This is a genomic window from Celeribacter halophilus (assembly GCF_018860305.1).
GTDB lineage: Bacteria > Pseudomonadota > Alphaproteobacteria > Rhodobacterales > Rhodobacteraceae > Celeribacter > Celeribacter halophilus_A.
Genome location: NZ_JAHKPE010000040.1, coordinates 158486 through 180844, shown reverse-complemented (window position 1 = coordinate 180844; position 22359 = coordinate 158486). Strand labels below are relative to the sequence as shown.

General features: G+C 59.7%; 19 protein-coding genes and 1 tRNA gene. 13 read left to right on the top strand and 7 right to left on the bottom strand.

Annotated features, from left to right (window positions below; all coding sequences use genetic code 11):
* The 4 genes from odhB to lpdA all read left to right on the top strand — a co-directional run bounded on the left by odhB (position 1) and on the right by lpdA (position 3853).
* Positions 1-1497: a 2-oxoglutarate dehydrogenase complex dihydrolipoyllysine-residue succinyltransferase gene (odhB, locus tag KO492_RS17985; protein ID WP_216046236.1), complete on the top strand. Its 1497-nt coding sequence runs from the start codon at positions 1-3 to the stop codon at positions 1495-1497.
* Positions 1498-1520: 23 nt separating this feature from the next.
* The gene (locus tag KO492_RS17980) at positions 1521-1973 is read left to right on the top strand and encodes a hypothetical protein (protein ID WP_216046235.1); all 453 of its coding nucleotides are present in this window, start codon (positions 1521-1523) and stop codon (positions 1971-1973) included.
* A complete protein-coding gene (locus KO492_RS17975) occupies positions 1970-2365 on the top strand; it encodes an MAPEG family protein (protein ID WP_216046234.1) in 396 nt (131 codons plus the stop codon). The genes KO492_RS17980 and KO492_RS17975 overlap by 4 nt, the downstream gene beginning before the upstream one ends.
* 93 nt (positions 2366-2458) lie before the next feature.
* Complete coding sequence (gene lpdA / locus KO492_RS17970; RefSeq protein WP_216046233.1) at positions 2459-3853, top strand: dihydrolipoyl dehydrogenase; 1395 nt, start codon at positions 2459-2461, stop codon at positions 3851-3853.
* 81 nt (positions 3854-3934) lie between these two features.
* Here the strand turns inward: lpdA and KO492_RS17965 are convergent, their stop codons facing one another.
* From KO492_RS17965 to KO492_RS17955, 3 genes are all read right to left on the bottom strand, one after another.
* Complete coding sequence (locus KO492_RS17965) at positions 3935-4411, bottom strand: acyl-CoA thioesterase (protein ID WP_216046232.1); 477 nt, start codon at positions 4409-4411, stop codon at positions 3935-3937.
* Between the two features lie 393 nt (positions 4412-4804).
* Positions 4805-5458: a GntR family transcriptional regulator gene (locus KO492_RS17960; protein ID WP_066606725.1), complete on the bottom strand. Its 654-nt coding sequence runs from the start codon at positions 5456-5458 to the stop codon at positions 4805-4807.
* 31 nt (positions 5459-5489) lie between these two features.
* Complete coding sequence (locus tag KO492_RS17955) at positions 5490-6185, bottom strand: M48 family metallopeptidase (RefSeq protein ID WP_216046231.1); 696 nt, start codon at positions 6183-6185, stop codon at positions 5490-5492.
* 162 nt (positions 6186-6347) lie between these two features.
* Here KO492_RS17955 and KO492_RS17950 point away from each other — a divergent pair, with 162 nt between their 5' ends.
* The 9 genes from KO492_RS17950 to KO492_RS17910 all read left to right on the top strand — a co-directional run bounded on the left by KO492_RS17950 (position 6348) and on the right by KO492_RS17910 (position 16413).
* Complete coding sequence (locus KO492_RS17950; protein WP_216046230.1) at positions 6348-6662, top strand: TIGR02300 family protein; 315 nt, start codon at positions 6348-6350, stop codon at positions 6660-6662.
* 136 nt (positions 6663-6798) lie between these two features.
* Positions 6799-6874: transfer RNA gene (locus KO492_RS17945), tRNA-Ala, on the top strand.
* Between the two features lie 443 nt (positions 6875-7317).
* Positions 7318-9261 (top strand): acetate--CoA ligase, encoded by a 1944-nt coding sequence (gene acs / locus KO492_RS17940; protein ID WP_417274862.1) that lies wholly within the window; start codon positions 7318-7320, stop codon positions 9259-9261.
* Between the two features lie 177 nt (positions 9262-9438).
* The gene (locus tag KO492_RS17935; protein ID WP_216046228.1) at positions 9439-9696 is read left to right on the top strand and encodes a DUF4212 domain-containing protein; all 258 of its coding nucleotides are present in this window, start codon (positions 9439-9441) and stop codon (positions 9694-9696) included.
* A 12-nt stretch (positions 9697-9708) separates the two neighbouring features.
* A complete protein-coding gene (locus tag KO492_RS17930) occupies positions 9709-11451 on the top strand; it encodes a sodium:solute symporter family protein (protein WP_216046227.1) in 1743 nt (580 codons plus the stop codon).
* Between the two features lie 101 nt (positions 11452-11552).
* Complete coding sequence (locus KO492_RS17925) at positions 11553-13370, top strand: DUF294 nucleotidyltransferase-like domain-containing protein (protein ID WP_216046226.1); 1818 nt, start codon at positions 11553-11555, stop codon at positions 13368-13370.
* A gap of 18 nt (positions 13371-13388) precedes the next feature.
* Entirely contained in the window at positions 13389-13892 is a 504-nt protein-coding gene (locus tag KO492_RS17920; protein WP_216046225.1) for a hypothetical protein, read from the top strand.
* A gap of 24 nt (positions 13893-13916) precedes the next feature.
* Positions 13917-14306, top strand: coding sequence for a response regulator transcription factor (locus KO492_RS17915; RefSeq protein ID WP_216046224.1), 390 nt, complete (start codon positions 13917-13919; stop codon positions 14304-14306).
* Complete coding sequence (locus KO492_RS17910) at positions 14296-16413, top strand: 3'-5' exonuclease (RefSeq protein ID WP_216046223.1); 2118 nt, start codon at positions 14296-14298, stop codon at positions 16411-16413. The genes KO492_RS17915 and KO492_RS17910 overlap by 11 nt, the downstream gene beginning before the upstream one ends.
* Here the strand turns inward: KO492_RS17910 and KO492_RS17905 are convergent.
* The 4 genes from KO492_RS17905 to KO492_RS17890 all read right to left on the bottom strand — a co-directional run bounded on the left by KO492_RS17905 (position 16405) and on the right by KO492_RS17890 (position 22341).
* Positions 16405-17010 (bottom strand): NUDIX hydrolase, encoded by a 606-nt coding sequence (locus tag KO492_RS17905; protein ID WP_216046222.1) that lies wholly within the window; start codon positions 17008-17010, stop codon positions 16405-16407. The two genes, KO492_RS17910 and KO492_RS17905, sit on opposite strands and share 9 nt — an antisense overlap.
* Before the next feature lie 20 nt (positions 17011-17030).
* Positions 17031-18200, bottom strand: coding sequence for an HlyD family type I secretion periplasmic adaptor subunit (locus tag KO492_RS17900; protein ID WP_216046221.1), 1170 nt, complete (start codon positions 18198-18200; stop codon positions 17031-17033).
* Positions 18200-20488 carry an ATP-binding cassette domain-containing protein gene (locus KO492_RS17895; protein WP_216046329.1) on the bottom strand — a complete coding sequence of 763 codons (2289 nt, stop codon included), beginning with the start codon at positions 20486-20488 and terminating at the stop codon, positions 18200-18202. The genes KO492_RS17900 and KO492_RS17895 overlap by 1 nt, the downstream gene beginning before the upstream one ends.
* A gap of 521 nt (positions 20489-21009) precedes the next feature.
* On the bottom strand, positions 21010-22341 hold the full coding sequence (locus KO492_RS17890) for a TolC family protein (protein ID WP_216046220.1): 1332 nt from the start codon (positions 22339-22341) through the stop codon (positions 21010-21012).
* Between the last annotated feature and the right edge of the window lie 18 nt (positions 22342-22359).

The following is a 22359-nucleotide window of genomic DNA, read 5'->3' as shown; positions in this document are numbered from 1 at the left end:
ATGTCCGTTGAAGTCCGCGTCCCGACCCTAGGTGAATCCGTCACCGAGGCCACCGTCGCCACCTGGTTCAAGAAACCGGGAGATGCTGTGGCCGTTGACGAAATGCTCTGCGAGCTGGAAACCGACAAGGTCACCGTCGAAGTGCCCTCCCCCGCCGCTGGCACTCTGGGCGAAATCGTCGCCGCCGAAGGCACAACTGTCGGCGTTGACGCGCTGCTGGCCACGCTGAACGCTGGCGAAGGTGCCGCCCCTGCCCCGAAAGCTGCCGCCGCTCCTGCGGCTGCGGCCCCTGCGGCCTCCGGCGCATCCGAAACCGTCGACATCATGGTGCCGACCCTTGGCGAATCCGTGACCGAAGCCACCGTTGCCACATGGTTCAAAGCCGTGGGTGACAGCTTCGAAGCCGACGAAATGCTCTGCGAACTGGAAACCGACAAGGTCTCCGTCGAAGTGCCCGCCCCCGCCGCTGGCACCCTGACCTCGATCATCGCCAATGAGGGCGACACAGTTGCCGCTGGTGGCAAACTGGCTGAAATGTCCTCCGGCGCGGGTGCTGCCGCCGCTCCTGCCGCAGCCGCTCCGGCTGCTGCCCCCGCGGCTTCCGCTGGCAAAGACGTCGAAAACGCACCGTCCGCCAACAAGCTGATGGCCGAAAAAGGCGTTGATGCCGCCTCCGTCACCGGCACCGGCAAAGACGGTCGCATCATGAAAGAAGACGTGCTCAACGCGCTGAACAAACCGGCGGCAACTCCGGCCCCTGCCGCAGCACCTGCTGCTCCGCGTCCGGTCGCTGACGCCGCCCGCGAAGAGCGTGTGAAAATGACGAAACTCCGTCAAACCATCGCGCGCCGCCTTAAAGAGTCGCAAAACACCGCCGCCATGCTCACCACCTATAACGAGGTGGACATGACCGAGGTGATGGCTCTGCGCAAAGAGTATAAAGAGCTGTTCGAGAAGAAACACGGCGTGCGCCTCGGCTTCATGTCCTTCTTCACCAAGGCCTGCTGCCACGCGCTCAAGGAAGTGCCGGAAGTGAACGCCGAAATCGACGGCACCGACATCGTCTACAAGAACTACGTGAACATGGGTGTTGCCGCCGGCACGCCGCAGGGTCTCGTGGTGCCTGTGATCCGCGATGCCGACAGCATGTCCTTTGCCGAAATCGAAAAAGCCATCGCCGAAAAAGGCAAACGCGCCCGTGACGGCAAGCTCTCCATGGCAGAGATGCAAGGCGGCACCTTCACCATCTCCAACGGTGGTGTCTACGGCTCGCTGATGTCCTCGCCGATCCTGAACCCCCCGCAATCCGGTATCCTCGGGATGCACAAGATTCAGGACCGCCCGATGGCCATCAACGGTCAGGTTGTGATCCGTCCGATGATGTATCTGGCGCTCTCCTATGACCACCGGATCGTGGACGGCAAAGGCGCCGTGACCTTCCTCGTGCGCGTCAAAGAAGCCCTCGAAGACCCGCGTCGTCTGCTTATGGATCTGTAAGGTAACACAGAAAGATTAGTCCCGTGCCGGAAGCAAAAGACATTGTATTTGAAATCTGGCGTTTGCAAGAACGCAGGTGTTACTATGCAATGTCTGCTGCCGGCGCGGGAATTGGTTACGCGCTAGCTACGGTATCGCCTGACCTCTCTCTGTTGGAAACTCGCATTTTTCTTGCGACAGTAACGCTCTGGTCAATCAGCTTTCTATCTGGGTTCAAGGTTCTTTCATCTCTCAATCATGCAATGGTGATTAGCAAACAAGCCCACACAGATCGTCAAAAGATACATCCACAAAACTCAGAAGTTCACCGCATCTTAGACAATGTCATTGAGCAATCTGCTGAGAGTGTGGGAAGGCGGATTTTTCAATTCAAATGGATTCAAATGTTGTCTTTGATCGCTGGCGCACTGGCATTCGTATTTATCAAAGTCGACGTTTGTGCAGCCCTATCTCTCACAGCAAGCACTAAGTCATGACCCCGCTCCTCACCCTCCTCGCCCTCGTAGGCCTCTTGCACATCGCGCAATTCGCGGTGGCTTCCTACATGGCGAATGTGGATCTCGGACAGGGTTACACGACAAGCCCGCGCGACCGTGCGCCGTCTCGCGAGATGCGTGTGGGCACCGCGCGGATGCTGCGGGCCTATGACAATCATATCCAGATGTTTCCGTTCTTCGCGGCTGGCGTGCTCCTGATCCACCTTTCGGGTCAGTCGAGCACCATGACCGTGGCGGCGGCCTCTGTCTATCTCATCGCGCGGGTGCTCTATGTGCCCGCTTATGCCTTTGGCTGGCAACCGTGGCGGTCCCTGATCTGGGTCACGGCCATGCTCTGCTGTGCCATATTGTTCATCGCGGCGCTTCTGTGAACGCCTATCAAAAATGCCCGACGGTTGTCCGACGCTTGTCCGACATAAATCCGACACTGGAAAACGACCAATTCAAAGACCAAGGAGAAGACCATGGCATCTTATGACGTAATCATCATCGGCGCGGGTCCGGGCGGCTATGTATCCGCCATTCGCTGCGCCCAACTGGGCCTCAAGACCGCCGTGGTCGAGGGCCGCGAGACGCTGGGCGGCACCTGCCTCAACGTAGGCTGTATCCCCTCCAAGGCGCTGCTGAACGCGACCCATCATCTGCACGAAGCCGAGCATAATTTCGCGGCAATGGGCCTCAAGGGCAAATCGCCTTCCGTCGACTGGAACCAGATGAAAGCCTACAAGGATGACGTGGTCCGCCAGAACACCGGCGGCATTGAATTCCTGTTTAAAAAGAACAAGGTAGACTGGCTCAGAGGCTGGGCGACCATTCCGGCTGCGGGCAAGGTCAAGGTCGGTGACGAGGTCCATGAGGCCAAGAATATCGTCATCGCTTCCGGCTCTGTGCCGACCTCCCTGCCCGGCGTTGAAGTGAACAACGAAGGCGGCGTGGTTGTGGACAGCACCGGCGCGCTGGAACTGCCGAAAGTTCCGAAAAAACTCGCCGTCATCGGCGCCGGTGTGATCGGTCTGGAGCTTGGCTCCGTCTACGCCCGCCTCGGCGCGGAAGTGACCGTGGTGGAATACATGGATTTCATCACCCCCGGCATGGATGCCGACGTTCAGCGCACTTTCAAAAAGCTGCTTGAAAAACAAGGCCTTAAATTCGTTCTCGGCGCCGCGGTTCAGGGTGTGGATGCGTCCAAAACCAAGGCGAAAGTCAACTACAAGCTCAAGAAAGACGACAGCGAGCATGTGCTTGACGCCGACGTGGTTCTGGTCGCCACGGGCCGCAAACCTTTCACCGACGGTCTGGGTCTCACCGAGCTTGGCGTCGAATTCACCGACCGCGGTCAGGTCAAAACCGACGCCCATTGGGCCACCAACGTGCCGGGCATCTACGCCATCGGTGACGCCATCGTCGGACCTATGTTGGCCCACAAAGCCGAAGACGAGGGCATGGCCGTCGCAGAGGTGCTTGCAGGCAAGCATGGCCATGTGAATTACGACGTAATCCCCGGCGTGATCTACACTTCGCCGGAGGTTGCCACCGTCGGCAAGACCGAAGCGCAGCTGAAAGCAGAAGGCCGCAAGGTCAAAGTCGGCAAGTTCTCCTTCATGGGCAACGCCCGCGCCAAGGCCGTGTTTCAGGGCGACGGTTTCGTGAAGCTCATTGCAGACGCGGAAACCGACCGCCTTCTGGGCGCGGCGATCATCGGTCCGGCAGCGGGCGACATGATCCACGAAATCTGTGTGGCAATGGAATATGGCGGCTCCGCTCAGGACATCGCGCTGACCTGCCACGCGCACCCGACCTATTCGGAAGCCGTGCGCGAGGCTGCTCTGGCCTGTGGCGACGGTCCGATCCACGCGTAAGGCGCGGGGTTTCAACAAACAGAAAAGGCGCTCCTTCGAGCGCCTTTTTTATGACCTGTGTCGGTCCGAATTTATCAGGCTTCAACCTGTGCCAGCCGCCGCTTCTTCCAGCCGCTGCGCATGTTCACGCCGCAATGCCTTGCGCAACTCCGCCGCATGCCAGCGTTGCTTGTCCACGTCGCTCTCCGGCGTAAACCGTGGCACCTCAACGGTTTTCCCGTTCTCGTCCACCGCCACCATAGTGAAATAGCAGGAATTCGTATGCCGCACGGTTTGCGTGCGAATGTTCTCCGCCTCGACCCGAATCCCGATCTCCATCGAGCTGCGCCCGACATAGTTCACGGTCGCCCGACAATGCACCAACTCACCCACATGGATCGGCTCTTTGAACATCACCTGATCGACAGACAGTGTCACCGCATACTGGCCGGAATACCGCGAGGCACAGGAGAAGGCGACGAGGTCCAGAAGCCGCAGCAGTGCGCCGCCATGCACCTTGCCGGAAAAATTCGCCAGATCCGGCGTCATCATTTCCGTCATTTCCAGATAGCGTGTCATGGCTGTCTCCTTTTGCTGCACCCGCAGAAAACGCTGTGGCGCAGAAAAGGTCAAGTCGATCACAAGTGAGAAGGGACCGCCGGAAATGGCGGTCCCTTCTCGTCCGACCCATCATCGGGGGGGTGAGAAGGGCCGGAATCTCTCTTTTCTCATAACGTGGCGCATACAAATCCCGCCAATAACACAGGCGTGATCGGCACGTTCGCGCTCACAGTCACAAGCACTAACGCCGCAAGACAGCTATTCCGTCGCGCTATTTTCACTTTTTTAAGATTTTTCTGAAATTATCTGAGGACAGCTAAAAAGCGCGTTGTTTACGGGCCACATCGCGGCTCGTTTCCAACTGCATTGCAGGTCGTCAGATCACAAAACAACGCCACACAAATCGCGAGATCACATAGCAAGCATACGCAAACCTTTGGTCACATCCGAGCGCACCGCAAGGCGCAACCCCGGCTCGTCCCCTGCACGCAACGCCGCCACGATCAGGCGGTGGTTATGCGGCACTTCCGTGCGATTGAGCTTCGCATAGAGTGCGCGCATCGTCGGTCCGAGTTGCAGCCAGACGGTTTCGGTCAAGGCCAGCATGGCAGGCGCCTGTGCGCGCAGATAGAGCGTTCGATGAAAGTCCAGATTGGCGCGAATATAGCCGACATCATCATGCTTGGCGACCATCTCCGCGATGGTGCCATTGATCGTCTGAAGCCGCTCGATCAGTGCCATATGCGCCCGAGGAAGCGCGCGCGAGGCCAGTTCTGGCTCGATCAACGCACGGATGGAGGCCAGTTCTTCCAACCGCTCGTTCGACAGTTCCGGCGTGCTGACGCGACCCGATGCCGAAAGGTTGAGCCCGCCATCAGCCACCAGCCGCCGCACCGCTTCGCGCGAGGGCGTCATGGAAACGTCGAACATCTTGCCGATGCCGCGCAGCGTCAGCGCCTGTCCGGGGGCAAACTCCCCATGCATGATCCGCGAGCGCAAAGCCCGATAGATACGGTCATGTGCTGCGGTCGGATTGTCGGAGAGTCTGGTCGTAGGCGTAATCATAGGCGCACTTGTGATCACAATGGACAAAAAGTCAATCCGCGTCGAACCGCCACGCGTGCAATCGCTCGCCTTCCTCACGCAGCCAACGCCGGTGAATCGCATAGTCGGGACACAGGCGTTCCACATGGGCCCAGAAGCGGGACGAATGGTTCATCTCAAGCCGATGCGCCACCTCATGGGCCGCCACATAGTCCAGCACCGCCTCAGGAGCCATAACAAGCCGCCAGGAATACATGAGATTACCCGTAGAGGTACACGATCCCCAGCGCGAACGCGGATCACGCAAGGTGATCCGACCATAATCCGTCCCCAGTTGCGCGGCATAGCGATCTGACGCCGCGCGCAGGCGCATTTGTGCTTCGAGTTTCAGAAAAGCTTTCACCTTGGCCACCACAGCCGTCTCCCCCCCCGGCACCGCCAAGCGCCCGTCTTTGAGAACCGCGCGCCGCCCCTGCCCCGGCTGGATTTCGATCTCATGGCCCAAAAACGGCAAACGCACCCCGAATCCGGGCATCTGGCGCGGCGCACGACTGCCGAGATGTTTGCGAATCCATGCCTCTTTTTCACGCACGAAGGCCACGGCCTCCCGCTCCGGCAGACGCGTAGGCATGGACAACGTCACCCGCCCGTCCAGACGCGACACGCGCAGGGACAACCGCTTGGCCCGCGCAGAGCGCCGCAACGTGACCCCGACCGGCGGATCGCCTTCCAAAATAAAGTCAGCCATGCCCATGCCTCTTTGCCCGATCCCCATGACATAGCCTGCCCGAATGCCGGAGACCACGATCTTTACCGTTTTTTAGGGCAAAAGCCTTTGACAGCCTCTTTGCAATATGGCATGGCGCGCAGGTCTCCACATATGGATCAGTTACAACGAAAGGGATTCATCATGCCCAAAGAGGAATGGGGCGTAAAACGTGTCTGCCCCACCACCGGCAAACGGTTCTATGACTTGAACCGCGATCCGATCGTGTCTCCCTATACCGGCGAGACCGTGACCTTTGACGTGAACAACAAATCCCGTGTTGCCATCGCCGAAAAGACCGAAGCCAAACCTGCTGACGATCTGGATACCGAAGACGATCTGCTCGTTGAAGACGATGCAGACATCGATATCGATGACGATCTTCTCGACGATGACGAGGATGACGACAACGTTTCCCTCGAAGAAATCGCGGACGTCGCAGCAGACGACGACGAATGATGATTATGACAGGTGGAAAAATTCATCCGCCTGTCATTTTTTCTCTTGCAACACCAAGCAAGACAAAATAGTTAGCGCGGGCGGACGGAAAACGCCCATCCGCACAGACGCCTGACCGGCGCGAAACCGGTCGTATGGGGCCTTAGCTCAGCTGGGAGAGCGCCTGCATGGCATGCAGGAGGTCAGCGGTTCGATCCCGCTAGGCTCCACCATACCTCACCTGAAACAGACAATACGACACTCGCCCAGCAGCAGGATGCTCTCAAAACATCCCGTAAGGCGTTTTTGTTATCGTATCCGCACAAGGTTTCATGGCCACGCCAGCCATTTTCCCGAGACATACACCAAATATTAAGAAGCCTCTGCCATATTCCAGAACACATTGATGTTCTGGCCCGAAGGAGCAGAAAAGAATGAGACAGGTGACGTCAACTCAGACCTCATATCGCCACTCCTATGCAAATCTCGCAGTTAACGGTATTTACAGAATTCTGTAAAAATCCGTGAACCCCTTCACAAATGCGCTCTCAAATCCCGAGTATAAAGGAGATTTTCCTCTCAAACGCTGTAAACATCTTCCTTGAGGAGAAGACTCATTCACTGGATGAGCCATGTTTTGAGTTTGGGAGGCAACATGTCTGAAGATACAAATACAATGACCGCACCATCCGAGGCCTTCGCCTCCAGTGCGCATATTGACGCTGAAACCTATAATGAAATGTATACCCGTTCGGTTGAGGATCCCGTGTCCTTCTGGGCGGAGCAGGGCAAGATTCTCGACTGGATCGAACCCTATACGCAGGTCAAGAAGACCTGTTTCGATTTCGGCCGCGTGGATATCAAGTGGTATGAGGACGGCGTGTTGAACGTGTCCGCCAACTGCATCGACCGTCACCTCGCCAAGAGATCGCTGCAAACCGCGATTATTTTCGAGCCGGATGACCCCAACGAGCCCGCCCGCCACATCACCTACAAGGAGCTTTCCGACAAGGTGAACCGCATGGCCAATGTGCTCTTGAGCCAGGGCGTCATGCGCGGGGATCGTGTGGTCATCTACATGCCGATGATTCCCGAAGCCGCCTATGCCATGCTGGCCTGTGCGCGGATCGGTGCGATCCATTCCATTGTCTTTGCAGGGTTTTCCCCCGATGCGCTCGCCAACCGCATCAATGACTGTGGCGCGAAGCTTGTCATCACCGCCGACACCGCCCCGCGCGGTGGCCGCCGCACGCCGCTCAAGGCCAATACAGACGCGGCCCTGCTGCACTGTTCCGACAAGGTCCGCTGCCTCGTGGTCAAACACACGGGCGATCAGATCACATGGATCGACGGGCGCGATGTGGACGTCAAATACCTGATGGAACACGCCTCCCCCGACTGCCCGCCGCGGCCGATGAACGCCGAGGATCCGCTTTTCATCCTCTACACCTCCGGCTCGACGGGCAAACCCAAAGGCGTGGTGCACAGTTCCGGCGGCTATCTCGCCTATGCCGCACTCACCCATAAATATGTCTTCGACTATCACGATGGCGATGTGTTCTGGTGCACCGCCGATGTCGGCTGGGTCACCGGTCACAGCTATATCGTCTACGGCCCGCTGGCCAATGGCGCCACCACGGTGATGTTCGAAGGCGTGCCCTCCTACCCTGACGCGGGCCGGTTCTGGGCCGTCTGCGAAAAGCACAAGGTCAACCAGTTCTACACCGCCCCCACGGCTCTCAGATCGCTCATGGGGCAAGGCAACGAATGGGTCGAGAAATACGACCTGTCCTCGCTCAAGCTGCTGGGCACGGTCGGCGAGCCGATCAACCCCGAGGCATGGAACTGGTACAACGAGGTCGTCGGCAAGGGCAAATGCCCCATCGTCGACACATGGTGGCAGACGGAAACCGGCGGTCACCTTCTGACCCCGCTGCCCGGCGCGATCCCGACCAAACCGGGCTCTGCGACCAAGCCCTTCTTCGGCGTGCAACCTGTGCTTCTCGACGCCACCACCGGCGAGGAGTTGCACGAGACCGCGACCGAAGGCGTGCTCTGCATCAAGGACAGCTGGCCCGGCCAGATGCGCACCGTCTGGGGCGATCACGAACGGTTCCAAGAGACCTATTTCCAGCAATATAAAGGCTATTACTTCTCCGGCGACGGGTGCCGCCGCGACGAGGACGGCTATTACTGGATCACCGGCCGCGTGGACGATGTGATCAACGTTTCCGGCCACCGCATGGGCACGGCCGAAGTCGAAAGCGCACTGGTGGCCCACGCCAAGGTCGCCGAAGCCGCCGTGGTCGGGATGCCGCATGAGCTCAAAGGTCAGGGCATCTACGCCTATGTCACGCTGATGAACGGCGTGGAGCCCACCGACGAGCTGCGCGCCGAACTGGAGAAATGGGTCCGCACCGAAATCGGCCCGATCGCAAAGCCGGACTTCATCCAATGGGCGCCGGGCCTGCCGAAAACCCGCTCCGGCAAAATCATGCGCCGCATCCTGCGCAAAATCGCCGAAAACGACACCGGCAGTCTGGGCGACACATCCACGCTCGCTGAGCCCGCCGTCGTGGATGAGTTGATCAGCAATTCGCTCTACCAGAAATCCGCGTAAACACGCGCAAATATGGTAGGATACAAGCATCACCCCCGACAAATGAGGGGTGATGCCCCGACCTAAATCCGGTCGGGAAGGAAAGCGGGTTCCGCGAGGAGGCGGGAGTCGCGTTTTGAAAATCCGGGCGATTTCAAAAGAAACACCCGCATTTGGGACAAAAGGGAGGACCGCATTATGGCGGAAAATTCAGACAACAATGCTTATTGGTCTGCAAACAGACGGATCATCGGCATCTCACTGGTCATTTGGTTCATCAGTTCTTTCGGCTTCGGCATTCTGCTGCGCCCAATGCTGTCCGGTATCAAGGTCGGCGGCACAGACATCGGGTTCTGGTTCGCGCAACAGGGCTCAATCCTTGTCTTTCTCGTGCTGATTTTCGTCTACGCAACGAAGATGAACCGGCTCGATAAAGAACACGGCGTGGACGAATAAGGAGCGACACCAATGGATCAGTTTACCCTCAACCTAATCGTTGTGGGCGCGACCTTTGCGCTCTACATCGGTATCGCGATCTGGGCCCGTGCCGGATCAACAGCTGAATTTTACGCCGCAGGCCGGGGCGTCAACCCCGTTGTCAACGGCATGGCGACCGGCGCGGACTGGATGTCGGCCGCATCGTTTATCTCCATGGCGGGGATCATCTCGTTCGGCGGCTACAACACCTCTGCCTATCTGATGGGCTGGACCGGTGGCTATGTGCTTCTTGCGATGCTGATCGCGCCCTACCTGCGCAAGTTCGGCAAATTCACCGTGCCCGAATTCATCGGTGACCGGTTCTATAGCCAGACCGCACGCACCGTGGCGGTCATCTGTCTCATCACCGCATCCCTGACCTATGTGATTGGCCAGATGACCGGTGTTGGTGTGGCGTTCTCGCGCTTTCTCGAAGTGGACAATCTCACCGGCCTTCTGATCGGCGCAACCATCGTGTTCTTCTACGCGGTGATCGGCGGTATGAAAGGCATCACCTACACGCAGGTTGCACAATATGTGGTTCTGATCACCGCCTACACCATTCCGGCGGTCTTTATCTCCCTGCAACTGACGGGCAACCCTGTCCCGCCGCTGGGTCTTTTCTCAGACCATGTCGGTTCCGGTGAACCGCTCCTTGCGACACTCGATGGCATGCTTCGCGATCTCGGCTTCAACGAGTTCACTCAACAGACCGACACCACCTTGAACATCTTCCTGTTCACCATGTCCCTGATGATCGGGACAGCGGGTCTGCCGCATGTGATCGTGCGCTTCTTCACGGTGCCTACGGTGGCCTCCGCGCGGTCTTCTGCCGGTTGGTCGCTTGTCTTCATCGCGCTTTTGTATCTCACCGCGCCTGCCGTGGGTGCGATGGGCCGTGTGAACCTGATTGATACCTTCTACCCGAACGGCACCTCCGCAGAGGCCCTGAGCGTGGAAACCATCAACAGTGAGGAAAAACTCGACTGGGTCCGCAACTGGGCGCAAACGGGCTTGCTGCAATACGAGGACAAAAACGGCGATGGCCTCATCACCTATGTGGCTGATGCCGAACTCAACGAGCTGAGCGTCAACAACGACATCATGGTTCTCGCGAACCCTGAAATCGCGAACCTGCCGAGCTGGGTGATTGCCCTGATCGCCGCAGGAGGTCTGGCCGCGGCTCTCTCGACCGCAGCCGGTCTGTTGATGGCGATTTCTTCCGCCGTGTCGCACGACCTCATCAAGTCGCAGATCAACCCCTCGATCTCGGAAAAGGGCGAACTTCTGTCCGCGCGTATTTCCATGGCCGTGGCAATCGTGATTGCGACCTACCTTGGGGCCAACCCGCCGGGCTTTGCCGCGCAAACTGTGGCTCTGGCCTTCGGTCTGGCGGCGTCTTCGATCTTCCCCGCCCTGCTGATGGGGATTTTCTCCAAACGCGTCAACAACAAGGGTGCTGTGGCGGGTATGCTCGCTGGTCTCGGGATCACCGTGGTCTATATCTTCCTGCATAAAGGCTGGTTCTTCATTCCCGGAACGAACAGCTTCACCGATGCCGATCCGCTGCTGCTGTCGATCAAATCGACCTCCTTCGGGGCGGTTGGTGCGCTGGTCAACTTCGCGGTCGCCTATCTGGTGTCCAATGCGACGGAAGAGCCGCCTGCGGAAATCCGCGAACTCGTCGAAAGCGTGCGCATCCCGCGTGGCGCCGGCGGTGCCGTGGACCACTAAACAAGGCTCCGGACCGGCCTTCGGGTCGGTCCCTCTCCATATCGGGCGCGGGGGGAGTGACCTTCCGCGCCCTTTTTCAAACGCTTTTCGGGGATTGAGCGATGCATGACACCGCCAAAATCATGGAGTTTCTGCAAACCACGCATCCTTATGACGTGTTGCCGAAAGCCGATCTTGAAGACCTGACGGACGGATTTTCCCGCAAAACCTATCACGAAGGCGAGGTCATCTATGCCAACGGAGACTTGCTTGAGGGACTCTATCTCATCAAGTCGGGCTCGGTTGAAATCACCGATGCGAACGGGGCGCAAATGTCCCTGTTGCAAAAATCCAACCATTTCGGTGAGCGCGGATTGCTGCGTGACGGGCTTGCCGCAACCACCGCCAGAGCCGTCTCCGACTGCACGATTCTGCTACTCGACCCTGAAACTTTCAAAAACAAAGTGAGCACGAACCCCGAGTTCGCCCGTTATTTCAACCGCGGTCGGGCACGTCCCAAAGCGGCCTCCGGTCTGATGACCCAGCATGTCTCCGATCTCATGGCGACAGCGCCTGTTGCCTGTACGGCCTCCACCACGATCGCCGACTGTGCGCGGCTCATGCGGGAGGCAAAGGTCTCCTCTGTAGCTGTCACCGAGGACCAGCGGCTCGTGGCCCTCGTCACCGTGCGCGACATGACGAACAAGGTGCTTGCCGAAGGCCGTGATACCACCCTACCCGTCTCCACCATCATGGCGCGCGATCCGATCACTCTGGCTCCGGGTGCACTTGGCAGCGATGTGATCCACGTCATGCTGGAAAACCACACCGGGCATCTTCCCGTTGTCGAGGGGGGCAAGCTGGTCGGGATGGTCACACAGACTGACATCACCCGCTTTTTCGGCTCCTCGCAAACCCAGATGGTGTTTGACCTGAGCAATGCCCAAAGCATTGCCGAAATGGCCGCTGTGACCGCCCGCTTGCCCGATTTTCTGATGCAGCTTGTCGGCAGCCATCTGGCCCATGATGTCGTCACGCGCAAGATCACGGATATTGCCGACATCGTCACGCGACGGTTGCTCAAAATGGCCGAGGACGACATGGGCCCCGCACCCGTGCCCTACCTCTGGGCCGCCTGTGGCAGTCAAGGACGCCGTGAACAGACCGGCGTTTCCGATCAGGACAACTGTCTGATCATCGACAACGCCGCCACAGAGGCGGACATCGCGTATTTCCGCAAGCTCGCGCGTTTTGTCTGCGACGGGCTGGACGCCTGCGGCTATGTCTATTGCCCCGGTGACATGATGGCCATGACGGAGCGCTGGTGCCAACCCCTGTCCGTCTGGGAAGGGTATTTCAACAAATGGATCACAGCCCCTGACAACGAGGCGCAAATGCTGGCCTCTGTGATGTATGACCTGCGCCCGATTGCGGGGGATGAAACCCTGTTTCTTCCGCTCCAGAAAACCGCGCTGGAAGCGGCCGCACGGAATTCGATTTTTGTCGCCCATATGATTTCAAACTCTCTCAAACACACGCCGCCTCTGGGACTGCTCCGAGGGTTTGCGACCATCAAATCGGGCGAGTATCGCAACCATCTCGACATGAAACACAACGGAGTCGTGCCCGTCGTCGATCTGGGCCGTGTCTATGCGCTTCAGGGCAAGCTCACCGTGGTCAATACCCGCGCACGGATCGAAGCCGCGATTGAAGGCGGTCTGGTGTCGGACACGGGCGGCAAGGATTTGCTCGCCGCCTATGACATGATCGCCACGACACGGCTTGAACATCAGGCCGAACAGGTTCGCGCCGGTCAAAAGCCCGACAATTTCCTGAGCCCCTCGGCCCTGCCGGCCTTTGAACGCTCCCATCTGCGCGATGCCTTTGTTATCGTGCGCACCATGCAATCCGCGCTCGGCTCCTCCGCCGTGCGGACATAACAAAAAAGGGTTAACCCCATGCTTCTGGAATTTATCGCCACGATCTCCGCCGGTGTCGGTGCAGCCGGTCTCATCCTCGGAATGCAGAAACTTCTGCGGCTGCCCCTTCCCAACTGGCTGATGCCCGCCAGCGCGGGGATTGCCATGCTCGCCTTCACCATCTGGTCGGAATACTCGTGGGCCTCTCGCGCCGAAGCCGGTCTCGGTGAGGGCAAACTGGTGGCCATGACCGTCGACAAGAAACAGATCTGGCGCCCTTGGACCTTTGTCTTTCCTGTGACCACGCAGTTCATCGCCCTCGACAAGGACAGTGCCAAGGTCGATGGTGCAATGGTTCAAGTCGACATGTATCTTGTCGCGCGCCGTTCCGAGAGTGCCATTGTGCCGGTGGCCTTCGATTGCCTCCTGTCGCGCCGCGCCGACGCATTCGACCTGCCCGAGGGGGATCTGACGCAAGCGAGCTGGTTCGATATGGACAAGGACGACCCCGTCCTGCGCATGGCCTGCGATCAGTTGAGGTAGGGCGCTATCAAGGGAGGAGACATCATGGCAGAGAAACCGCGCATTCTTCTGGTCGAGGACGAAGACAATATCGCGATTGCCATCGAAGTTCTGCTGGGACGTGCGGGATATGATCTCGTGCGGGTCAGTCGTGGTGATCAGGCCTTGCCCAATATCCGCGCGCAACAGCCCGATCTGGTTGTGCTGGACGTCACGCTGCCGGGGTGCTCCGGCTACGAGGTCTGCCAACGCCTGCGCAGCGATCCGGCCCTTTCGCATATCCCTGTTCTGATGATGTCCGCCCGTGTCTCCCAAGCCGAACAGCGCAAGGGGCTTGCGATGGGGGCGGATGCTTTCCTGACCAAGCCCTTTGCCATGGACGATCTCAAGGGGCTCGTCGCCCGACTGATTGCGGGAGGCCCTCATGAAAATTGAGAACTGGTCCCTACGCCTGCGGGTCTTTCTGTTTTTCGCCTTTCTCGCCGCCGCCGCCATTGCAGCCGTCATAGCTGGACTTGCTCTCGGGTTTTCACGGCTGGACGTGCCGGAGGCCGCAGACGGGTTCATCTTTGCAGGAGTAATTTCGGGCTTTGTGATCCTTGGCGTCGTGGCGTGGATCTGGCTGATGTTCGACGAGAATGTTGCCAAACCGATCCAGCGACTGGCCGGTGGCTTACTCGCTAGCACACATGCCAATGTCGAAGATGCCATAGACGACAAAACCGCGCGCTATCTGGGCGACCTGGCCCCTGCGGCACGCGCGATCACGGAAAACCTCGCGGCGACACGCAACAAACTCGCCGAGACCGTGGCGCAGGAAACCACGCGACTCATTGAGGAAAAGGAAAAACTCACCGCGCTGTCGGCAGAGATGCCCTACGGGATGGTTCTGGTCTCCGGCCTGCACAAGATTGCCTTTTACAACGGGGCCGCCGCCGAGCTTCTGGCCTCCGATCAGGCGCCCGGTCTGGATCATTCGATCTTCGACTTCCTGCGCCCCCGCCCGATCCAGTCCGCCTACGCGCGGCTCTGTGCGGGCGAAGGTGGCGATGGTCATGTTCTGCCGCTCACGGTGGCAACGCGCCACGGAGGGCATGTGCTCTCGGCCCGTATGCGGTTGATGCATGCCCCCGACGAAGGCGATGTCGCGCCGCCCTATGTGCTGACACTGGACGATGTGACCTCCGATCTGACCATCCATGCCGAGCGCGAAAAACTCCTCTCACGGCTCTTTGCAACGCTGCGCCCCTCGATTGCCTCGCTGCAAACCACTCTGGCCGCTCGCGATGCCGATGACGACCTGCGCGCCGACCCGCGTCTGGACGCCGCTTTGGTGGGCGAGATGGCAAAGCTGACAAAGGTGATCGCCGCGCTTGATACCGAATATGAGACGGGCAAGGCCGAATGGTGGCCCATGGCACAGGTCCGCAGTTCCGAGCTCTGCGATGCCCTGACCGCTCAGTTGCAACAGGACGACATCAAACTCGTCGCCGAGGCCACAGATGCCATGGCGCTTACCTTGGACGCGGTGCAGATCATCTCGCTTCTGTCCCATCTCGCCCGCCACATCTCCCGCACGGGCGGACGCGCCCTGTCATTTCTGGTCAGCCGCGATGATGCGGGTGGCGCGATGCTTGCTCTCGGATGGTCCGGCGACCCGCTTTCCGTCGATGAACTGGAGAGCTGGCTCTCCGAGACTCTTGACGTGGGCCTCGTTGATATGAGCGGTCGCGACATTCTGGAAGCCCACGGCACGGAAGTCTGGCCGGAGTTCGGCCCCGCCTCACGCGCGGTTCTGAAACTTCCGATCCGGCAGGCACGGCGTCTGCGCCGCACGCCGGGCGACGGACGACGGGCCGTGACCTATGATTTCGACCTGCTGTCCCGAACCCCTGCAAAAGAGTTGATGGACACGCCGCTTGCCGACCTGTCCTATGTGGTGTTCGACACCGAAACCACGGGGCTTTTGCCCTCGCAAGGGGACGAGGTTTGCCAGATCGCCGCGCTGCGCGTGGTCAACGGCAAGGTCATCGAGAACGAAGCCATCGACCAGCTCGTCAATCCGGAGCGCAACATTCCGGCCTCATCCACAGAGGTGCATCACATCACCAACGCGATGGTGAAGGACGCGCCGACGATTGATCTGGCCGGACGGCAATTACACAGCTTTGCCCGCGGAGCCGTTCTGGTCGCGCATAACGCGCCATTCGATCTGGAGTTCTTTCGCAAACACGAAGCGCGGATCGGCGTGAAATTCACCAACCCCGTGCTCGACACCGTGCTTTTGTCCGCCATCGTCTTTGGCCAGTCCGAAGAACATACGCTGGATGCCATTGCAGACCGGCTGGGCGTCAAAATCCCGCCAGAGGCGCGCCACACCGCGATGGGCGACACGATGGCCACGGCGGAAGTGTTTATCAAACTTCTGCGCATGGCCGAGAAGAAAGGGATCACAACCTTTGGCGATGCACTCACCGAAATGCGCAAGCACAAGCGCCTATTGCAGGACGCAAACGCCTCTCATGCCGTGGACCTAGCGTAAGGCGCGGATCGCTCCGATGGGGCCGCGATGATCGTAAAAGGGCACCTGCTCCGGCGGCATACCCTTGTGCAGCGCGGCTTCCACCTCGGCCAGCACAACGCGGGTGACAAAGGGCAGATCAAAGGCCCGCGCCCCTTGCAAGGTCACCCATTGCAAAAAGGAGAGCTCGTCCTCGGCCTGCGAGAAATCATCCGGATCATTGGTGACATGCTCAGCATTCACCAAGAAGAACCGCGCATCAAACCGGCGCGGACGTCCCGGCGGTGTGATGGCGCGAAAGATGAAATGCGCCTCGCTCATCTGTCTCAGGATCAGGCCGGTCTCTTCTTGCAACTCCCGCACCGCCGTATGGACCAGCGCGGTGGCCAGATCGGGAGACGCATCTTCGACCAGACGCCGCCATGTGTTGGGCTCAAGAGTATCTGGCAAGGGCAGGTTGAAATCTGCCGGATCGACTGCACCCCCGGGGAACACAAATTTTCCGGGCATGAACACCGCAGACTGCCCGCGCTGCCCCATCAGAACACGCGGCCCGTCAGGACCGTCGCGCAAAAGGATCACCGTTGCGGCATCGCGAATGGGAATATCGTATTTCATAACCGCAGCCTAAAACGCATTTAAGGCTCGCGGAAGGCCTCTCGTGACTTGTAAAGCGGTTTCAGGAGATATTGCAGAAAGGTCTTCGATCCTGTGTGCAGCTCCACCTGTGCGCGCATACCGGGACGGATTTCGATCTTTTTCTGGCGATCCGTGAGGCTCGACAAATCAACCGAGGCCGTTACCCGATAATAGGGCTGCGCGTCCGGATCCCTCTCGTCCTTGAACGTATCCGCAGAAACCACCTGCACCTTGCCCTTGAGCGTGCCGTAGATGGTGTAATCATAAGCCGACAGTTTGATGGTCGCGTCCTGCCCCGGCTCGACATGGGCGATGTCTTCGGGGCGCACCTGTGCCTCGATGAAGAGTTCCTCGTCCACCGGAATGATCTGCACCAGTTCCTCACCCGGACGGATCACACCGCCAATGGTGGTCACGGTCAGGTTATTGACGATCCCGCGCATGGGGGCGGTGATGACCGTCCGGTTCAACTGGTCATTGGCCAGTGTCAGCGCCTGTTTTACCGAGGCAATTTCCTTGAGCGTATCGGAATAGTCCTCCGCCCGCTGCAACTCCGCCTGCGTGACGATCTCGTTATATTTGAGCTGCGCATCGGAATGGGTTTTGCGTGCGCGGGTCACTTCGATCAACGCCACGACGTTCTTTTTGAGCATGTCCTCCATCAAGGAGCGCTCGGTTTCTGCCTGTTTGAGAACCGCCAGAGCGCCATCCTTACGCGCCAGATAGTCCGCCACACGCGCCTTGAGCAACGCCTGCTCGGAGGCCAGGACATCCTGCGCACGAGCGGCCAGAGCCTCCGGCACCTCGAAACTCTCTTCCCCTGCCATTTCCGCCTCAAGGCGAAGCTGACGGACCTGCAAAGCATCGAGTTTTTCCTGAAGGTCATCGGCAGAGGTGCGGAATTCCGTGCCCTGCAACCGCGCAAGCACCTGCCCCTGTTCGACCTCTTCGCCCTCTTGGACCAGAAGCTCGGAAAGAATACCGCCTTCAAGGTTCTGAACGATCTGCGGGCGCGAGCTTGAAATCATCTGACCGTCGGCACGCACGATCTCGTCCACCCGCGCAATCGCCGCCCAGAGGATGAAAACCAAAAGGACCAGCCCGCCGATGCGAATGACCCAACCGGGCCGATCCATATCGCGATCCAGCATGTCATCCAGCGTGACCATCAGGCGCGCCCATCCGTTTTTTGCGGCTTCGCCAAATGCGCCATCACCTGATCACGCGGCCCGTCCACAACCATGCGGCCATCTTTGAACACCATCGTGCGGTCCGTCAGACCGACAATGGGCATCCGGTGCGTCGCGATGATGGCCGTGCGGCCTTTGAGCCAGACATTCAATCGCGCCACCAGCGCGGTTTCAAGCGCCTGATCCAGCGCAGCGGTCGGTTCGTCCAGAAGGCAGACCGAAGGATCTTGCAACCACATCCGCGCCCAGCCGATAGATTGCCGCTGCCCGACCGAGAGGCCTTCACCACCATCGCGAATTTCGAGATCAAGGCCACGGTGATGGCCTCGCACGAAAGCACCAAGACCCGCGAAATCCAGAGCGGCCAGAAGCCGGTCGTCATCACGTTCCATGCCGCCGAGGTTGAGGTTCTCCCGCAAGGTTCCGGCAAAGAGCCGCACATCCTGTCCCAGATAGCCAACGGCCCGCCGAATGTCGCGCGGGTCGATCTGGCTCATCTCCGCCCCGTCAAGCAAGAGCCGCCCTTGCGTCGGCGCATAGAGACCGGCGAGCAGTTTCAGAAATGTGCTTTTGCCTGATCCATTCGCGCCCAGAACCGCAATTTTCTGTCCGGGTTTGATGTCGAGCGCCGGCAGATCCAGCGTCGGAGCGCCCTCAGAATCGTAGCGGAACTGCATCTCGCGCAGGGCATAAGCCCCCGCAATCTCGGGACGGCGCAGGAAGTTCCGGTCCTCACCTGCATCCTGAGGGGCGGTGGCAATGGCATCCAACCCGTCCAACGCGGTTTTGACATTGCTCCAGCGTGCCATCGTGCCCGAAAGCTGCGTCAAAGGCGCAAGTGTGCGCGAGGTCAGAATACCCGTGGCGATGATCGTCCCCACGGTGAATTCACCCGCAAACACCAGATAGGTGCCCGCCACAACGGCCAGCACATAGGTGAGTTGCTGCACGCCTTGCGACCAAAAGGTCAACAGACCCGCGAGCTTCCGTTGTTCTGACGATTTCGCGGCAGACAACAGGTTCAACTCGTCCCAGATGCGCCGCACACGGGTCTCCCCGCGCTGGGTTTTGATCGTGTCCAGCTCGAACACAGCCTCATGCAGCAAGCGCGATGCCTTGGCCGAGGCCCCTTGGGTTTCCCGCGTCAGGCGCATCATACGCTTTTGCATAAAGTAGCCCGGCACCACCATGATGATGGCCCCCAGCAGCAAAATCCAGACAACCGGCCCCGCAATGGAGGCCACAAGCATGAAGAACAGGAAGATAAAGGGAATATCCGCCACGGAGCCGATGGTGGAGGCGGTGAAAAACTCGCGCACCGACCCGAATTCCCGCATCGCGGAAAACAGTCCCGTCGGCGTGGTTGGACGCGCATCCGAGCGCATTCCCAAAAGCCGCCCCATCAACATCGACTGCACCCGCAACTCGATCTGACGCCCTGCACCATCCATCAACCGCGAACGCGCGAGTTTCAGCACCGCCTCGAATCCGATCGCCAGAGAAGCCCCCAGCGCCAGCACCCAAAGCGTGGCTTGCGACTGGTGCGGGATCACGCGGTCATAGACCTGAAGCGAAAACATCGCGACCGCCACGGCCAGCATATTGGCCAGAAGCGACCCGAGCGCGATTTCTCCGATTTGCCGTTTGAACGCCCCGAACTGCCCCCAGAACCAGTGGTTGCGCGACATATCCGGCAGGTAACTGGCCGCAATCGAATCCAGCGTTTTGCCCGCCCGAATGGCCACTCCGGCAAAGAACGGCGCAAATTCCGCCAAGGGCACTTCAACCCGTTGATCCGGCACGTTCTGGTCGAACAGGGTCAGCATCTGCCCCTTTTGCTTGAGCACCAGAACCACATGGCCCGAAGACATATACGCCAGCGCCGGCCAGAGGCGGGGCGTCAATTCGCGGGGTTGTGCCACTTCGGCCTTGAGACCCGTCAATTCCAGAGCCCGCAGCATGGCCTCCGGCGCGATGTCGTCGTCGGGTTGAGCGGCGAAAATTTCGAGAATGTCGGACAGGATGGCGCGATGGCCGAACTGGCTCGCAAATTGGGCGACAAGCTCGGCACGATGCAAAGAGCGGGGAGAGAAGACAGGCTGCGGCGGTGTCGCGGGCAGGATGTCTGCGGCGGGCACAACCTCCGCGGGGGCCACCTCAACCGTCGCAGGCCCGGCGGGCGCAAAATCGGCCAGAGAGGCCTGCGCCACCTCTTCATACGTTGGCGCTTGCTGCTCTTGCGCTGGCAAGTCCTGAACGCTCGGCATCTGCGGTTCTTCGACCTGAGCGGTCGCGAGAGGCGCGGGGTCGGCCTGTGCCTTCTGCGCCTCAAGTTGCGTCTGTAACTTTTCTTCGCGCCGCGCTTTCGCCGCCGCTTTGACTTCTTCCGCATTGCGCTTGGGTCTGCGCGCCGTGTCTGCCACCTCGCGGGCACGCTCCCGACGCTGGGCCTTGGCCTCTTCCTGCGCCTTGCGTTCTGCCTCGCGGGCTTTCGCGCTGGCCTCTTCGCGGGCACGGGTCTCTGCCGCAGCAGCGGAAGCCTTGGCACGCAAAGCCTCCTTGGCCGCGCGTTTTTTCTCTTCAAGCGGATCAAGAGGTTCAGCAACAGGGGCTTTAGCAACAGGTTTCGCCTGTTTGGCCACCGGCTTGGACGCCTTTTTGCGCAGGGTTTGCGCTTTCCCGAGGTGCACAGTCAAAGGCGCTTTCGGGGGCTTGCGCTCGTTCGAGACGTCTGTCGGCACAACAGGTTTGGCCGAACTGAGTTTAAAGGCGAGTTTCGGTGCTTTGCTCAAATCGATGCCCCATCGGCAAGTGCCCCGGAAACCCGCGCGATCTCCAACTCGGTCAGGGCAATTTCATATTTAAGATCAATATGTTTCAATTCTTCACGGATCATCTGTTCGTAGACACTCAAAACATCCATGACGGACTTCTGGCCTGCTTCGAACTGATCCTGGAAAATCCGGTAATTGGCGCGGGTCTGCTGCACCAGATCGGCGGAATCGTGTTCCTGCCGTTTGAGCGCAGACAGGCGGTTGTCAAGCTGCGCCCGTTTGCGTGCAGCCGCTTCCCGCGCTTTGGCTACACCGGCCTGTGCCGCCGCCTCGCGGGCGCGACTGGCCTCCATTTCAGCGGCTGTGCCTAGCCCCAGACCGCCGCCTTTGTAATCCACCGACGAGTTATCGCCTTGGCCCAAGAACCCTGTCACACCCAGCGTCGGCAACATCGAAGCGCGCTCAAGGCTGCCTTCGGCCTGCGCACGCTTGGCCTCCGCCTCGGCGCGGACAACATCAAGCTGGGTCAGGCTCTCCGGCGGCAGGCTCAAACCCGTCGCCTGTGTCAATTCGGGCAGGTTCGCCCCACCCGTCAGCGTGGCAAGCTCTGCGGCTGCACTTTGCTGTGCTTCGCGATGGGTGCGCGCCTCGTGTTCCATTTCGGAGATGATCGAGCGCACAACCCGCTGATCCGACAGGGACGACGCGCCGCCGCTCACCCGTTCGCTGACAACGCGGTTGAATTCCCGCATACGCCCGAGACCACGCTCGGCCATGCTGGCCTTTTCCCGCGCTTCGGCGGTGGTAATGTAGAGCTTCAGCCCGTCGAACACACGGTCATTCATGTCCTGAGAGAGTGCCACAGCGGAGACTTCGACATCCGCCGCCGCAAAGGCCCGCTCGGCCTTGCGCTTGCCGTTGTCGTAAAGCGTCACCTCGACCAGAAGACCGGCGACCAGTTCGCCAAGAGAGTCGAGGGAGATATAGGGGCCAACCGTCGGCAGCCAGTTCTTCGACCGCGCAACCGCACGCATTTTGGATGCGCGCAGTTCGGCTTCGGCCACGCCGGAAGAGGTGGACAGAACCGCTTGGGCCACCTGATCATAGGCAGACCCCGAGGCCAGAACCGAGCGGCGGTTCAACAGGTCGGTGATTATGGGGGAGGCATCACCGCTATTGGCCACTGTCAGGCTGGGGGCCTCGCTGTCTTTCACCTCGGACAGGGTGCCGGACTCGCCTTTCAGAAACGCGACAGGTTTGACATCAGACAACCCTTGCGCGCCGACACAGCCACTCAGGCACATCGCCGCACTCATCGCGATGCAAAGTGGTGTCCGAAATCGCATAGCTTCCCCTTGGCCCAA